We start from the raw sequence: 15,539 nt of genomic DNA, 5'->3' as shown, positions 1-15,539 counted from the left end.
AAACAGATAAACAAAAACCGCGACCAGGGCCGCGGTTTCGTCATTTTCTGACCGGACTTACTTCTGCTGGCGCCGCATGGCGTCGAAGAACTCGTCGTTGGTCTTGGTCATCGCCAGCTTGTCGATGAGGAACTCGATACCGTCGATCTCGCCCATCGGGTGGACAATCTTGCGCAGGATCCACATCTTCTGCAGCTCGTCACCAGTGGTCAGCAGCTCTTCCTTGCGGGTGCCGGAGCGGGTGATGTCGATGGCCGGGTAGACACGCTTCTCGGCAATCTTGCGCGAGAGGTGCAGTTCCATGTTGCCTGTACCCTTGAACTCTTCGTAGATGACTTCATCCATCTTGGAGCCGGTATCGATCAGCGCGGTGGCGATGATGGTCAGGCTGCCGCCCTCTTCCACATTACGCGCGGCACCGAAGAAGCGCTTGGGACGGTGCAGGGCGTTGGCGTCCACACCACCGGTCAGTACTTTGCCGGATGACGGGATAACGGTATTGTAGGCACGGGCCAGACGGGTGATGGAGTCCAGCAGGATCACCACGTCTTTCTTGTGCTCGACCAGACGCTTGGCCTTCTCGATCACCATTTCAGCAACCTGAACGTGACGGGAAGCAGGCTCGTCGAAGGTGGAAGCGATCACTTCGCCCTTCACCATGCGCTGCATCTCGGTCACTTCTTCCGGACGCTCGTCGATCAGCAGAACGATCAGTTCACAGTCTGGGTGGTTGTAGGCGATGCTCTGGGCGATGTTCTGCAGCAGCATGGTCTTACCGGCCTTGGGCGGCGCCACGATCAGGCCACGCTGGCCTTTACCGATGGGGGAAGCCAGGTCCAGTACACGGGCGGTGATATCTTCAGTAGAGCCGTTACCCCGTTCCATACGCAGACGTTCGTTGGCATGCAGAGGGGTAAGGTTTTCAAACAGGATCTTGTTGCGGGAGTTTTCCGGGCGGTCGTAGTTGACCTCGTTGACCTTGAGCAGTGCGAAGTAGCGTTCGCCCTCTTTCGGTGGCCGGATCTTGCCGGAGATGGTATCGCCGGTACGCAGGTTGAAGCGGCGGATCTGGCTCGGGGAGACGTAGATATCGTCAGGGCCTGCCAGATAGGAGCCGTCTGCACTACGCAGGAAGCCGAAACCATCGGTCAGGATTTCCAGCACACCGTCGCCAAAGATATCCTCGCCACCCTTGGCGTGCGCCTTGAGGATGGCAAAAATGATGTCTTTCTTGTGCGCCCGAGCCAGATTTTCCAACCCCATGGATTCGCCAAGCTTGACCAGCTCGGACACAGGAGTGTTCTTTAATTCAGTCAGATTCATAGTGGTGAAAGTCTGTAAGCAAGGATTGAAATGAGGAGACAGTCTGCTGGATTGATGCTGATCGGATTTGATTGCCAGGCTGTGGTTAGCAAAGAGTCAGGCAAAAAGGTTAGCAAACGAGCGATAAACTAGCACCAATCGGGATGAGCGTCTAGGTGATAAAACAGAAGGAGCGCATTATTGCAATGCGCTCCTCTTTAATTATTACAGGTTGCCGTCCAGGAACTCTTTCAGCTGAGTCTTGGACAGTGCACCGACCTTGGTCGCTGCCACTTCGCCATTCTTGAACAGCAAGAGGGTCGGGATACCACGAATGCCGTACTTCGGCGGAGTATCAGAGTTATGGTCGATGTTCAGTTTGGCTACGGTCACGCGACCTTCGTACTCTTGGGCAACTTCTTCCAGGATCGGGGCAATCATCTTGCACGGACCACACCACTCGGCCCAGAAGTCGACCAGAACGGCGCCATCGGCTTTGATTACATCTGCCTCGAAGCTGGCATCGCTCAGCTGAACAATCTTGTCACTCATCTCCAACTCCAGTCAGTAAATAAGGCTTTATTGACTCGTCAATAAAGGCAATAGTTGCCCTATTTGAAATGATCCTGTTTATTATTGCAAGCCTAACCTGATAACCTACCGCCATGAGCAAAACACACTTAACGACCGACAAATTCGCCCAAATGGGCCTCGAACCCGAAGTTCTGGCTGGTCTGGAATCAAAGGGATTTCACTATTGCACCCCCATCCAGGCACTCTCCCTGCCACTGCTGGTAGAGGGCCATGACCTCGCCGGTCAGGCCCAGACAGGAACCGGCAAGACCATTGCCTTCCTGGCCGCGACATTCAACTATTTGCTGACTCACCCGCTGACCAAGCCCCGTCTGGTTAACCAACCCAGAGCCATCATCATGGCCCCCACCCGGGAACTGGCAGTACAGATCTATAACGATGCCGACAGCATCGCCGCCTCTACCGGCCTGAAACTCGGCCTCGCCTACGGTGGCGAAGGTTACGACAAGCAGCTGGCCGTGCTGGAGCAGGGCGTCGACATCCTGATCGGCACTACTGGCCGCATCATCGACTACTTCAAGTCCAAGGTCATCGACCTGAGCAACATTCAGGTCGTGGTACTGGACGAAGCGGATCGCATGTTCGATCTGGGCTTCATCAAGGACATCCGCTTCCTGTTCCGCCGCATGCCGCCCGCGACCGAGCGCCTTAGCATGCTGTTCTCCGCCACACTCTCCCTGCGCGTGCAGGAGTTGGCCTACGAACACATGAACCACCCGGAACATGTGCAGGTCGAGCCGGAGCAGATGACCGGTGTGCGGATCAAGGAGGAGCTGTTCTACCCCTCCAATGAAGACAAGATGTTGCTGCTGCTCTCCCTGATGGAAGAGGAGTGGCCGGAAAAAGCCATCGTCTTCGCCAACACCAAGCATGTCTGTGAAGACGTCCATGCCTGGCTGGAGAATGACGGCCACCGCGTCGGTCTGCTGACCGGTGATGTGCCGCAGAAGAAACGGATGAAGATCCTCGAGGATTTCACCAAGGGTGCGCTCGATATTCTGGTCGCCACCGACGTGGCCGCCCGTGGTCTGCACATCCCTGACGTGACCCACGTCTTCAACTATGACCTGCCCGACGACGCTGAAGACTATGTACACCGCATCGGTCGTACCGGTCGTGCCGGCAAGAGCGGTCACTCCATCAGCCTGGCCTGTGAAGACTATGCCTTCAACCTGCCGGCCATCGAGGAGTACATCCACCACGCCATTCCGGTCAGCAAATATGATCGCGAAGCGCTGCTGGATGACGTGACCCCGCCGAAACGGGTGTTCCGCAACCGTCAGCCGGTGAACCGCAACATGCGGGATCGTCAGGGCGGTGGCAACAGCAACAACCGTCGTCGTCCGCCGCGCAAGAGCTAAGGACAGGCCCGTTGCACAACTCGCCTCTCTATGCCGCCATCGACCTCGGCTCCAACAGCTTTCATATGCTGGTGGTGCGCGAGGTCGCCGGTGCCCTGCGCACCGTCGCCAAGGTCAAGCGCAAGGTTCGCCTCGCAGCAGGGCTTGATCCGGAATTTCGTCTCAGCCGTGCCGCCATGGAGCGGGGCTGGGACTGTTTGCGTCTCTTCTCCGAACAATTGCAGGACATTCCGGCCGACAACATCCGGGTGGTGGGCACCGCAACCTTGCGGCTTGCCACCAACGTCGACGAGTTCCTCAGCGAAGCTGAACGGGTGCTCAACCACAGCATCGAGATCATCTCGGGCGAGGAAGAGGCCAAGACCATCTATGAAGGGGTCTCCTGGACCTCTGCCGGGGAAGGCAACCGGCTGGTGATCGACATCGGCGGTGCCAGTACCGAACTGGTGATCGGCGAACATAGCGAAGCAAAACTGCTCAACAGCCTGCACATGGGCTGCGTTACCTGGCTCAACAATCACTTCGGTGATGGCGAGCTCTCCGAAGCCCGTTTCGAGCAGGCGATTGCTGCCGCCAAGGCGGTGCTAGAGAAGGTGGCGGATGATTACCGTGCCCTCGGCTGGCGTACCTGTGTCGGCGCCTCCGGCACGGTGCAGGCGCTGCAAGAGATCATGCTGGCGCAAGGGAAAAGCGAACGGGTCACCCTGCCGAAACTGCAGGAGCTGATGGGTCAGGCCATCGCCTGCGGCAAGCTCGACCGGCTGCAACTGGAAGGGCTGGCGGCCGAGCGGCTGACCGTGTTCCCCTCCGGCCTCGCCATCCTGATCGCCATCTTCGAAACCCTCGATATCGAGAGCATGACCCTCGCGGGGGGCGCCCTGCGTGAAGGACTGATCTACGGTCTGCTTGGCAACAATCACGACTGTGATGCCCGGGATCGCACCGCCGACAGCCTGATCAGCCGCTATCAGCTGGATAAAGAGCACGCCGAACGAGTACGCGATACCGCCGTCGAGGCGTTCAACCAGCTGCAACCGGCCTGGCGACTATCGAAACGCTACGGTCGTCCGATCTTGCGTTATGCGGCCCTGCTGCACGAGATCGGCCTCTGTATCGAGTACAAGAAGGCGCCGCAACACGCCGCCTACATCATCGACAACATCGACATGCCGGGCTTTACTCCCGCGCAAAAGAAGCTGTTGTCGGCCCTGCTGTTCAACCAGCGGGACGAATTCAAGCTGGAACCGCTGGAGAAACAGGGTGCCGTCACCGGTCGTCAGGCGATCCGGCTGGCCCGTATCCTGCGCATCGCGCTGATCCTCTGCATGCGCCGCACCCAGGGCACAGTGCCCAGCTTCACCCTGCAGGCAGAAGAGGAGTCACTGACCCTGACCCTGCCCAAGGGCTGGATGGATGAACACTACCTGCGCGCCAGCGAGCTGCGCCTCGAAGTGGAGCGCCAGCAGAAGATGGGCTGGCCCACCCGCCTGCTGGAAGCCTGATTGGGCCACGCCCAATCAGTGCCCCGGCGTTCCGACAATCTCTTTCGCAGCCAACACTGGTGCTACTCAGGCCTGCACCTTGATGTTATTGGGCTGACGGGCAGATCCCGCCCTTGCGTCTGGGCCCAGCCTCCCCTTCATGACCAACGTTCGACTAGAGTTGGGGTGTCTTCATAACCAACCGGAATGGACGCCATGAAATCCTTGACTCTGATCGGACTGACCACCCTGCTCACCGCCTGCGGCGGTGGTGGCGACAGCAATAGCCAACCACAACAAGCCAAGCTCTCGCTGGCCTTCTCCGACGCCCCGGTGGATGCGGTCAGTAAGGTCTGCATCGCCGTCGCCAACATCAGCATCCACCCCGTCGCCGGCAACGAACAGATCTGGACCACCGCCAGTTTTCTCACCTCGGCCCAGGACGATGGCTGCACCCCGAGCGGCGAGACGATACCGCTCGACAGTGCAGACCGGCCGCAGTTCACCTACATCGACCTGCTGAGTTATCAAGGATCCGCCAGTCGCCCCCTGCTGTCCGGTCAGAGCGTGATGCCCGGTGACTACAGCCAGATGAGGTTGCGGATACTGGATGGACGGGAGGTCAGCAACCAATTTCTGAATGGCACCCCCTACTCCTACGTCAAACGGGATGATGGGGGGATCAAGCCGCTGGAAGTGCCAAGCAGCGAGCTCAAGCTGGATGCCTTCACCATCGCAGCAAACGGCCTCAGCGCCTTCACCACCGAGTTCGACCTGCGCCAGGCCATGGTGCTGCCCGGCCACGAGCAGTACTACAAGCTCAAGCCCAGAGGGGTACGGCTGGTGAATAACACCCAGGTCACCATCGCCAGGGGCACGGTAGCAGCTGGCTTGTGTGGCGGCCTGCTGACCGACAAGGCTTTCGTCTACTTCTACCAACCCAGAAGTGACGACAACTACCCCGACATGGCGGACAGCGACAACGGCTTCTATGCCAGCGCGCCCGTGTTGCCGCAAAGCGGTGGCGGCTTTGGTTACGAGTTGGGATTTGTTAATCTCGGTAGCTACGATCTGGCGCTGGTCTGCAATGGCCACGAGGACGATCCGGCGCTGGCTGGCGACCCGCTGCAATTGGAACAGGTGCAGAAAGCCCAAGCGGTGGTGGCGCCCGCCACCATCATCAATTTCCAGTAACCGGCGACAAGAGGGCAACCCGCACATGAACACCTACCAACCCATCAGTTGCGATCTCTACGACTGGCTGGAGATCGCCGCCAGCTGGCAGTTGCCGGTCACCCTCACCGACCGAGATGGCCGCCAGTGGGCGGACAAGATCCGCACCATCGAGGCCAGAGAAGGGATCGAGTACCTGCTGCTGCACAGTGGCGAACGGCTCAGTCTGGCGGAGCTGGTCACCATGGTGCTCAGCTGGCAGGGGGAGGAAAAACTGATCCGCTTTACCCCGCCGGCCCCAGCCGACGGCCAATAGATGGCAAGAGGGCCAACCCCATCGGGTTGGCCCTCTTCTTTTACCCCTCGCGTGCGGCGTTATCCCGCCAGCGCCGCCATCACATAGACATCGAAGCGGTTGCTCTTGGTCTCGATAGCCATGCTGGGTTTGTGCTCATTGAGCCAGCCAGCATAGTCCGGTCGCTTCACCACTACCCGCTTTTGTGCCATCTTCAGCGCCGCCGGCAGCAGGGCATCGGCGTCGAGATCCGGCCCCACCAGCGACTGAAACACCCGCATCTCTTTTTTCACCAGCGCCGACTTCTGTTTGTGGGGGAACATGGGGTCGAGGTAGATGACGTCAGGCCGCTCGGTTAGCCCTAGCAAGGTCTCCACCGCCGGGCCGTGCAGCAACTGCATCCGCTCGCGCACCCAGGGGCCAATCTCCGGGTCTTCGGCGGCTCGAGCCAGACCATCCTGCAGCAGGACGGCTACCACAGGGCTGCGTTCGATCAGGGTCACCTTGCAACCAAGAGAAGCCAGAACGAAGGCATCACGCCCCAGTCCGGCAGTGGCATCCACTACGGTCGGTTTGGCGCCGGCCTTGAGCCCCACTGCCTTGGCGATGGACTGGCCACGACCGCCGCCAAATTTGCGGCGATGGGCGACGGCCCCTTCGACGAAATCCACATAGACGGCACCCAGCTTGGGCTCGTCCAGCTTGCGCAGTTCCAACCTTTCCGGGGTAAACACCAGGGCAAACTGGGGAAGGTCGAGCTGGGCAAGCTGGCTGGCCAGCGCGTCAGCCTGCGCGGCCTTGGCGGGGTCTTCGAGGAGGATTTGCATGGTCTCTGGATGCGTTCTAAGTTCAGTGAACCGAGTGTACCACAGCCCCTTCAAGTCGCTGTAGGGAGGAAATCCCATGAACCTGTTCATTGCCCTGCTCCTCGCCGCCCAGAGCGGCACAAACCTGAAGGTCTGCGGCGTAGACTGGCCTCCCTTTTCCTATGCCGAACAGGGCAACCTGAAAGAGGGCATTTCGGTGGAGATCCATCAAGAGGTGGCGCGCCGCCTTGGCATGCACCTCACCCTGCTTGAACTGCCTTGGGGGCGCTGCGAGCAATATGTCAGCACCCAGTTGGCGGATGGCATTCTCGACAATGCCCCTCTCCCCGGTTGCTATCACTCTGACCTTGCCACCGCCTTCTATCCTCTGGCAGCCTATGTGCGTACCGACAGTCCGTTACAGAACTTCTCGTGGGAGATGGCCAAGGGGCTGAAAGTAGGGATGGTCAGGGGCTATGACTATACCGACAAGATCAGGAACTTCACCGGATGGGACCCCATCAAGGCCCATTCAGACAAGCAGTTGCTGCTGTTGCTTGAGAAGAGCCGGGTTGACCTCATCATCCTCGACTACTTCTCGGCCCCCATCCTCTCCAGGGAGCAGGACGTCAAGATCCGCCCCCTCACCCCCTTTATCGACTCGACACCGCTCTACCTCTGTTTTGGCAAGCAGAAAGCAGACCTTTTGCCTGCCTACAACAAGGCGCTGCAACAGATGCTGGATGAAGGGGTACTGGATCGCATCTATCTGCGCTATCTCGGCGAGAATTACCGGACACTGCAAACGAAGCAGGCAGAGATGACATCGAAGGAGTAAACCCCCTAACTGATCTGCAGAAACATCCCCTTGTCATTGAGCTGCAGATATTCGGTGAGATCGTCATAGGCCAGCGGGCGGCTGAGCAGATAACCCTGGGTGAAGGCACACCCCTTCTGACAGAGGAAATTGAGTTGCTCGCGGGTTTCTACCCCCTCAATCACCACCTGCATACCGAGGTTGTGCACTATGTTGATGATGCCGTCCAGCAGCATCCGATCCTGCTCGTTGAAGGGGATATGGCGCACAAAAGAGCGGTCGATCTTGACCAGATCCACCGGGAAAGAGCGCAGATAGTTGAGGGCCGAGTAGCCGGTACCGAAATCATCGATAGCCAGCTTGCAACCCGCCTCGCGCAGGGCATCGATCCGCACCCTGTGCTGATCACTGCTCTCCATCAGCAGAGATTCGGTGATTTCGATGACGATGTCGGCAGGATCGAGCCCGAAGTGCTGGATCACCTTGAGCCACTCGCTCGCCTCGGGGTCGATAGTCTGGAACTCCATGGTGGAGCGGTTGATCGACATCTGCAGATCAGGGAAGCCGGACTGCTGCAACCGAGCCAGATCCCGGCATGATTGCCACAACACCAGCGCACCCAGCCCCTGAATCAACCCCGCCTCTTCCGCCAGCGGGATAAACTCGGCTGGCGACACCTGTCCCCATTGGGGGTGATACCAGCGCACCAGCGCCTCCAGCTTGGCGACCCGTCCGCTGCGATTGTCCCAGATCGGCTGGTAGGCCATGGTTAACTGCTCCAGCTTGATCGCCTCCGCCAGATCCTGCTGCATCTGGTGGCGCTGACGCACCTCTTCCCGCATTGAGGAGCAGTAGGTACCGATCAACCGCCCCTGCCGCTTGGCGGCAAACAGCGCTTGTTCGGCGTTGCGCAGCAGCTCGTCACTCTCGCTACCATCGACGGGGCAGAGGGTCATCCCCACGGTTGCCGTAACATAGAGATGCTGGTTGGCCAGCATGAAGGGACGGGTAAAGCTACCGATAACCTGCTTGGCAAACACTTCGGCCTGACGACGGGTGACGATGCCTGGCACCAGAAAGGCGAACTCGTCACCACCGATGCGGGCCACCAGGTCCTCGGTGCGCACCCGGCTCACCAGCCGGTCCGACACCTCCCGCAACAGGGCGTCACCGGCATGGTGATCCATGCTGTTGTTGACCGCCTTGAAGTTGTTGAGGTCGAGCACCATCAAGGCGAAGCGCTCGCCCCGCTCGCAGAAGCGGCTGAGACAGCGACTGAACAGCCAGCGGTTGGGCAGGCTGGTGAGGTTGTCATAGTTGGCCTGTGCGGCGATCTTCTGCTCGGCCAGTTTGGTTTGGGAGAGGTCGCTGAAGATGGCGATGTACTGGCTGATCCTGCCCCCTTCCCGCAGGGTGCTAATCATCAACTGCTGTGGATAGAGCTTGCCATTCTTGCGCTTGTTCCACACCTCACCACGCCATACCCCCACCCGCTCCAGCGCGTGGTACATGTCGGCATAGAAGGTCTGATCGTGCAGCCCCGACTTGAGCAGGCTGGGGCGCTGGCCTCGCACCTCGTCACTGCTGTAGCCGGTGATCTGCTCGAAGGCCGGATTGACCGAGATGATGCGGCTATCGGCATCACAGACCAGGATCGCCTCGGAGAGATTGTCATAGACCCGGTGGGAGAGCTTGAGCTGCTCCGCATGGCGCTTGAGAGGATCGATATTCTCCAGCAGCACCATCAGGTAGTCCGGCTGCTGCTGCTTGTCACGGATCAGGGTGACGGTTACCCGCCCCCACAAGATCTGCCCCCCCTTGCAGAAGTAGCGCTTCTCCCGGGTGAAACTGCTGCGCTCGCCACGGCGGATCTCTTCGTAGCAAACGAGGCTGCCCTGCCAATCCTCGGGATGGTTGATGTCGGAGATGGATCGCTGCAGCAACTCGTCGAGGGGATAGCCAAGCATCTGCTCGATGGCCGGGTTGGCCCAGAGGATACGGCCAGCCAGATCCAGCTTACCGATCCCCACCGGAGCCTGGAACAGCATGCTCTGCAATGCATGGGACGGTTCAGGCAGAGGGGGGGGCAGCTGTCGTTGCAGCATCAGCGCCAGCTCACGACCCGCCAACGGAGCCAGCAACCGGAGTAACCCAATCACCTTGCTCATATTGGCCTGCGGCAGACGATAAAGCAGGGCGCAGATACCTATGGTCTCGCCATCTGCATTCCTGAGGGCAATCCCGGCATAGGCCTGAGGTTGCCACTCCTGTGCAAGGGGAACGTTGGCAAAGAGCTGAAGCAGACGATCGCTGAACCAGGCTTCCCCCTCCTGCCAGGTAATGGCATCGGGAGAGTCAGTCAGTGGCAGCGTCAGGGTATCGGGGTCAAGAGAGGAGGGATGGGCAGCCTGAACCGTCAGGTGGGTAGCATTTGATTCCCTGCTGACGATCAGGACGACATCAGCCATCACAGCAGCGGCGATTTCACTCACAAAGGTATCGAAATATCCCTGGCCGCTCGAATGAGCCAGACTGGAGATGATTTGATAGACGGAATCGAGTGCTCGCCTCATGGCAAGTGGCTTTCTCTCCTTGAAGGTTAGAACACGACTCTACTGAAGAGCCGTGGGCAGTGCAAATATGCAATCAGCAAGATATTAAAAAGCCTTGAAAAAAGGGACCAAAAGGTCCCTTTTTGTCGCAGAAATCACGACTCGATCCCACTATGCCGCAAAACAGTGTACCTGGTTGAAGCTCACACAGGCGGCGGGTCAGGAATCTCAGGCAGCGATCCCGCTGTGTCGCAGCAGTGCATCCACCTTGGGCTCACGGCCACGGAAGGCTCGGAACAGCTCCATCGGCTCCTTCGAGCCCCCCTTCTCCAGAATATTCTTCAGGAAGGATTGGCCGGTCGCCGGGTTGAAGATCCCCTCCTCCTCGAAGCGGGAGAAGGCATCGGCAGAGAGCACCTCGGCCCACTTGTAGCTGTAGTAGCCCGCTGCATAGCCGCCCGCGAAGATGTGGGAGAAGCTGTGCTGGAAGCGGTTGAACGCCGGTGGCGTCATCACTGCTACCTGACTGCGCACCTCATCCAGCAGCGCCGGAAGCTGCGCCGGATTGGCCGGATCAAACTCCTGATGGAGACGGAAGTCGAACAGGGCGAACTCCAGCTGGCGTAGCATCTGCATGGCGGCCTGGAAGTTGCGGGCGGTCAGCATCTTCTCCAACAGATCGGCAGGCAGCGGCTCGCCTGTCTCGTAATGGCCGGAGATAAAGGCCAGCGCCTCGGACTCCCAGCACCAGTTCTCCAGGAACTGGCTCGGCAGCTCCACCGCATCCCACGCCACGCCGTTGATACCGGCGACACCGGCCACATCGATGCGGGTCAGCATGTGGTGAATGCCGTGGCCAAACTCGTGGAACAGGGTGACCACTTCGTTGTGGGTGAACAGCGCAGGCTTGCCATCCACCGGGCCGTTGAAGTTGCAGGTCAGGTAGGCCACCGGTTTTTGCAGCGAGCCATCCTGACGGTAGCGACGACCCAGACAGACATCCATCCAGGCCCCGCCCTGCTTGTGCTCGCGGGCGTAGAGGTCGAGGTAGAAGCTGCCGCGCAGCTCGTCGTCGGCATCGAAGATGTCGTAGAAGCGCACGTCAGGATGCCAGGTGTCGATGCCGAGGCGCTCGCGCACCTTCATGCCGAACACCCGCTTCACCACTTCGAACAACCCCTTCACCACCTTGCTGGCGGGGAAGTAGGGGCGCAGCTGCTCGTCAGAGATGGAGAACTTGTGCTGTTTGAGCTTCTCGGCGTAGTAGGCGAGATCCCAGGCTGCCAGCTCGCTCTGACCGTGCTGCTCGGCGGCGAAGGCGCGGATCTCCTCCAGCTCGGCCTTGCCTTGCGGCAGGGATTTGGCCGCCAGATCGGTGAGGAAGCTCACCACCTGTTCGGTCTTGTCCGCCATCTTGGTGGCCAGGGAGAGCTCGGCATAGTTGGCAAAGCCCAGCAGCTGGGCCAGTTCGCGGCGCAGGGTGAGCAGCTCGCTCATGATGGCGGAGTTGTCCCACTTGCCCGCATTGGGGCCCTGATCGGAGGCACGAGTGGTGAAGGCTTCGTACATCTCGGCGCGCAGCTCGCGGTTGTCGGCATACATCATCACCGGCAGATAAGAGGGGATATCAAGAGTGAACAGCCACCCCTCTTTGCCTTTAAGTTCAGCCATCTGACGGGCAGCGGCACGCACGCTGTCGGGCAGACCGGCCAATTCGGCTTCATCGGCCACCAGCTTGTGCCAGCCCTGGGTGGCATCCAGCACGTTGTTGCTGAAACGGGATGCCAGCTCGGAGAGGCGGGCCTGAATTTCGCCGTAACGCTGCTGCGCCTCGGCAGGCAGACCGATGCCGGAGAGGCGGAAGTCACGCAGGGTATTCTGGATCTCCTTGCGCTGGGCGCCGCTGAGCAGCGGGAAATCATCGCTCTGGGAGAGGGCCAGATAGGCCTGATAGAGCCCTTCATGCTGACCAACATAGGTCTGGAATTCGGAGAGCAGCGGCAGGCAGGCATCATGGGCCTCGCGCAGCGCTTCGCTGTTGAGTACGGAGTTGAGGTGGCTGACCGGTGACCAGATCCGTGACAGGCGGTCATTTACCTCTTCCAGCGGGGCAATCAGGCTATCCCAGGTATGGGGATCACGCTGGGCCAGCACATCGCTGATCTTCTGCTTGCAGTCAGCAATCGCCTGAATCACGGCAGGCTGAACCTGCTCCGGCTTGATCTGGCTGAAAGGGGGCAGCGAATCCATTGTCAGCAAAGGGTTATTCATCCCGGTTACCTCTTGTTTGGTCTTGAACAGACCGCTTTAGCAGCTCTGTATGGCTTTCTAACATGTGGCCAAGCCACGCAATAATCAAGCGGGAATCCGCCGCAACCCTGTACTTTTCCAGCCATTGCGACCCGGATCTCTGCCGTTGCTGCAGTTTTGCCATCAACAGCCAGTAACAGAATGAATCTGTGGGCCTTTTTTGGCTCTTACCGCTACTTTCAAGGGGCAAAAAGTCGCCATTTACCGGCGCCACAGCTGCCAGCCAAGTACCCTCATGCTCAATCATGGAAACGGATAAAATGTGGGGGCGTGTAACAAATTATCAATATTTTTCAGTTAATTAGAATCAAAACCAACTATTGATTAATTTATTTTCAAGCATCTATCATAGGCAACCTGCCATGCAGGTCACTTGATTCTCTGTGCTGCACAGAAATCGGGTGAAAAAGGCAAAGTGACCCGAAAGGGCGCGACGCAAAGCCACCGGTCTAAGGGAAAACACCTATGACAGCGGGGCTGCCCCCGGGGACGTCCGATCACAATCGACGCCCCATTTGCACCGTACGGAGAGATGATGAACAAACTCAAATTATCCTTGCTTGGCTGCCTGCTCGGCATGGGCGCCCCCATGGCATATGCCGCCAGTGCCGGTCAGGCGATGGTCAACCCCCAGTCCGGCGTAGTGGTCGGCTACTGGCACAACTGGTGTGACGGCTCGGGCTACAAGGGCGGTATCGCCCCCTGCGTCAAGCTCGATCAGGTCAACCCGCAATACAACGTGGTCGATGTCTCCTTCATGAAGGTGTATGGCAGCGATCCCATCCCCACCTTCAAGCTCGACCCGGCCATCGGCATGAGCGAAAGCCAGTTTATCGAGCAGATTGCCGAGCTGAACCGTCAGGGCCGTGCCGTGCTGCTGGCGCTGGGCGGTGCCGATGCACACATCGAGCTGCGCAAGGGTCAGGAGCAGGCCTTTGCCGACGAGATCATCCGTCTGGTGGAGACCTACGGCTTCGACGGGCTGGATATCGATCTGGAGCAGGCCGCCATCACCGCCGCCGACAACCAGACCGTGATCCCGGCGGCCCTGCGGCTGGTCAAGGATCACTACCGCGCCCAGGGGAAAAACTTCCTCATCACCATGGCGCCGGAGTTCCCCTATCTGACCCAGACTGGCGCCTACATCCCCTATATCCGCAATCTGGAAGGCTACTACGACTGGATCAACCCCCAGTTCTACAACCAGGGTGGCGACGGTATCTACATCGATGGGATCGGCTGGATTGCCCAGAACAACGATGCCCTGAAAGAAGAGTTCATCTACTACATGGCGGATTCGCTGAGCAACGGTACCCGCGGCTTCTACAAGATCCCCCATGACAAGCTGGTGTTCGGCATTCCGACCAACATCGACGCAGCCGCCACCGGCTATGTGCAGGATCCGCAGAAGCTCTACAACGCCTTCAACCGCCTGAAGAGCGAGGGGCAACCGCTGCGTGGCGTGATGACCTGGTCCATCAACTGGGACATGGGCCGCAACGCCGCCGGTCAGTCCTACAACGAATCCTTCATAAAGAGCTACGGCCCCTTCATCCACGATCAGGAGATCACGCCGCCGGTCGACAACGGCAAGCCGGTGTTTAGCGGCCTGAGCGATACCCGCATCAAGCAGGGTACCGCCTTTGATCCGCTGGCAGGTGTCAGCGCCAACGACAAGGAAGATGGCGACCTGACTGGCCAGATCCAGGTGGAAGGCTCGGTAGACAGCCAGCGCATCGGCCTCTACCCCCTCACCTACAAGGTGAGCGATCGCGATAACAACGTCACTGAGCAGGTACGTACCATCGAGGTCTACAGCATGAAGCCGGTATTCAGCGGAGTCACCGACACCACGCTGGAGCTGGGTACCCCCTTCGATCCGATGAGCGGCGTCAGCGCCCACGATGAGGAAGATGGCGACCTGACCGCCCAAATCAAGGTCAGCGGCAACGTCGACAGCAGCAAGGTCGGCCGCTACATCCTCACCTATCAGGTGAGCGACAGCGCCGGTCAGCAGGTAACCCAGCAGCGCAACGTAACCATCAGGGAGCAGGGCGCCGTCTGTGAAAACAGCTGGGATGCCAAGAAGGTCTACGTGGGCGGCGACATCGTCAGCCACAACGGCAAGAACTGGCTGGCAGGCTGGTGGACCCAGAACGAAGAGCCGGGCACCACGGGTGACTGGGGCGTCTGGCGCGTACAGGGCGACAGCGACTGCGGCGGCACAACGCCACCCGCCGAAGGCAGCAGCGACTTCACCGTCAGCGCCATGGCGAGCGAGTACACCATCGTCAACGGTCAGGTCAGCATCCGCTTCAACGTGACCACCGCCAACCCGGTGCAGATCACCGCGACTCTGGGGCAGAACGGCCGCAGCTATGGCAACACCACCAGTCTGGTTAACGGCACCAGCTCGCTGGTTTTGCAGGGCAGCAATGTCACCGATGGCAGTTACGAAGTAGTCATCACCGGTCTGGCTGACGGCCAGCAGCCGGTGGTGCAGCGCTTCCCGGTTGCGCTGACCGAAGAGAGCAGCGGCGGTGGCGAGGGTGACTACCCGGCCTACGCCCCCAACACCAGCTATCAGGCCGGTGATCGGGTCAGTAATGCCGGTGGCAACTATGAGTGCAAACCCTGGCCCTACAGCGGCTGGTGTGGCGGCTCGACCAGCCACTATGCGCCGGGTACCGGCAGCGCCTGGAGCGATGCCTGGATCAAACTCTGACCTTGCCCCAACCACTAACGGAGGCCGACAGGCCCCCGCCCATATCCTGCCCGTCGGCCACGCTGCCGATGGGCAGGATGCACTGACCCGGACGGGTTAGCCCCTCTCTTTTACATGCTTGCC

Annotated in this window: 11 protein-coding genes and 1 riboswitch; of the genes, 6 read left to right on the top strand and 5 right to left on the bottom strand. The window is 59.6% G+C overall.

The features are described 5' to 3' along the window. Nucleotides 1–57: 57 nt before the first annotated feature. Together rho and trxA are read right to left on the bottom strand one after the other, a co-directional pair. Nucleotides 58–1,323 carry a transcription termination factor Rho gene (rho, locus tag G5168_RS18530; protein ID WP_005342418.1) on the bottom strand — a complete coding sequence of 422 codons (1,266 nt, stop codon included), beginning with the start codon at nucleotides 1,321–1,323 and terminating at the stop codon, nucleotides 58–60. Nucleotides 1,324–1,527: 204 nt separating this feature from the next. Further along, nucleotides 1,528–1,854: a thioredoxin TrxA gene (trxA, locus tag G5168_RS18525; protein WP_005339416.1), complete on the bottom strand. Its 327-nt coding sequence runs from the start codon at nucleotides 1,852–1,854 to the stop codon at nucleotides 1,528–1,530. Nucleotides 1,855–1,967: 113 nt separating this feature from the next. On the opposite strand from trxA, the gene rhlB reads away from it, so the two are divergent. The 4 genes from rhlB (at nucleotide 1,968) to G5168_RS18505 (ending at nucleotide 6,227) form a co-directional block, all read left to right on the top strand. Continuing rightward, nucleotides 1,968–3,257, top strand: a complete 1,290-nt coding sequence (rhlB, locus tag G5168_RS18520; protein ID WP_005339414.1) for an ATP-dependent RNA helicase RhlB — start codon at nucleotides 1,968–1,970, stop codon at nucleotides 3,255–3,257. A gap of 11 nt (nucleotides 3,258–3,268) precedes the next feature. After that, on the top strand, nucleotides 3,269–4,759 hold the full coding sequence (gene gppA / locus G5168_RS18515) for a guanosine-5'-triphosphate,3'-diphosphate diphosphatase (protein WP_323913207.1): 1,491 nt from the start codon (nucleotides 3,269–3,271) through the stop codon (nucleotides 4,757–4,759). A 195-nt stretch (nucleotides 4,760–4,954) separates the two neighbouring features. Then, nucleotides 4,955–5,932: a DUF4382 domain-containing protein gene (locus G5168_RS18510; protein ID WP_323913208.1), complete on the top strand. Its 978-nt coding sequence runs from the start codon at nucleotides 4,955–4,957 to the stop codon at nucleotides 5,930–5,932. Nucleotides 5,933–5,957: 25 nt separating this feature from the next. Then, nucleotides 5,958–6,227 carry a Rho-binding antiterminator gene (locus tag G5168_RS18505; protein WP_323913210.1) on the top strand — a complete coding sequence of 90 codons (270 nt, stop codon included), beginning with the start codon at nucleotides 5,958–5,960 and terminating at the stop codon, nucleotides 6,225–6,227. A gap of 59 nt (nucleotides 6,228–6,286) precedes the next feature. Here G5168_RS18505 and G5168_RS18500 read toward each other — a convergent pair whose 3' ends face one another. Beyond that, nucleotides 6,287–7,033, bottom strand: a complete 747-nt coding sequence (locus G5168_RS18500; RefSeq protein WP_323913212.1) for a class I SAM-dependent methyltransferase — start codon at nucleotides 7,031–7,033, stop codon at nucleotides 6,287–6,289. A 76-nt stretch (nucleotides 7,034–7,109) separates the two neighbouring features. Between G5168_RS18500 and G5168_RS18495 the strand changes: the two genes are divergently transcribed. Next, entirely contained in the window at nucleotides 7,110–7,850 is a 741-nt protein-coding gene (locus tag G5168_RS18495; protein ID WP_323913214.1) for a transporter substrate-binding domain-containing protein, read from the top strand. A 5-nt stretch (nucleotides 7,851–7,855) separates the two neighbouring features. Here G5168_RS18495 and G5168_RS18490 read toward each other — a convergent pair whose 3' ends face one another. After that, on the bottom strand, nucleotides 7,856–10,402 hold the full coding sequence (locus G5168_RS18490; protein ID WP_323913215.1) for a putative bifunctional diguanylate cyclase/phosphodiesterase: 2,547 nt from the start codon (nucleotides 10,400–10,402) through the stop codon (nucleotides 7,856–7,858). 207 nt (nucleotides 10,403–10,609) lie between these two features. Then, nucleotides 10,610–12,652, bottom strand: a complete 2,043-nt coding sequence (prlC, locus tag G5168_RS18485) for an oligopeptidase A (protein WP_042054692.1) — start codon at nucleotides 12,650–12,652, stop codon at nucleotides 10,610–10,612. Between the two features lie 438 nt (nucleotides 12,653–13,090). Continuing rightward, nucleotides 13,091–13,176, top strand: a riboswitch (cyclic di-GMP riboswitch). A 50-nt stretch (nucleotides 13,177–13,226) separates the two neighbouring features. On the opposite strand from prlC, the gene G5168_RS18480 reads away from it, so the two are divergent. Beyond that, nucleotides 13,227–15,416: an immunoglobulin-like domain-containing protein gene (locus G5168_RS18480; protein ID WP_421252560.1), complete on the top strand. Its 2,190-nt coding sequence runs from the start codon at nucleotides 13,227–13,229 to the stop codon at nucleotides 15,414–15,416. Nucleotides 15,417–15,539: the final 123 nt, after the last annotated feature.

The organism is Aeromonas sp. 600724 (assembly GCF_049175135.1).
Lineage (GTDB): Bacteria > Pseudomonadota > Gammaproteobacteria > Enterobacterales > Aeromonadaceae > Aeromonas > Aeromonas veronii_A.
This window is presented reverse-complemented; position numbering and strand designations above follow the sequence as displayed.

Coding starts and splice junctions, on each gene's coding strand:
- rho (WP_005342418.1), bottom strand. CDS start 1,323: ATGAATCTGACTGAATTAAAGAACACTCCTGTGTCCGAGCTGGTCAAG.
- trxA (WP_005339416.1), bottom strand. CDS start 1,854: ATGAGTGACAAGATTGTTCAGCTGAGCGATGCCAGCTTCGAGGCAGAT.
- rhlB (WP_005339414.1), top strand. CDS start 1,968: ATGAGCAAAACACACTTAACGACCGACAAATTCGCCCAAATGGGCCTC.
- G5168_RS18510 (WP_323913208.1), top strand. CDS start 4,955: ATGAAATCCTTGACTCTGATCGGACTGACCACCCTGCTCACCGCCTGC.
- G5168_RS18505 (WP_323913210.1), top strand. CDS start 5,958: ATGAACACCTACCAACCCATCAGTTGCGATCTCTACGACTGGCTGGAG.
- G5168_RS18500 (WP_323913212.1), bottom strand. CDS start 7,033: ATGCAAATCCTCCTCGAAGACCCCGCCAAGGCCGCGCAGGCTGACGCG.
- G5168_RS18495 (WP_323913214.1), top strand. CDS start 7,110: ATGAACCTGTTCATTGCCCTGCTCCTCGCCGCCCAGAGCGGCACAAAC.
- G5168_RS18490 (WP_323913215.1), bottom strand. CDS start 10,402: ATGAGGCGAGCACTCGATTCCGTCTATCAAATCATCTCCAGTCTGGCT.
- prlC (WP_042054692.1), bottom strand. CDS start 12,652: ATGAATAACCCTTTGCTGACAATGGATTCGCTGCCCCCTTTCAGCCAG.
- G5168_RS18480 (WP_421252560.1), top strand. CDS start 13,227: ATGAACAAACTCAAATTATCCTTGCTTGGCTGCCTGCTCGGCATGGGC.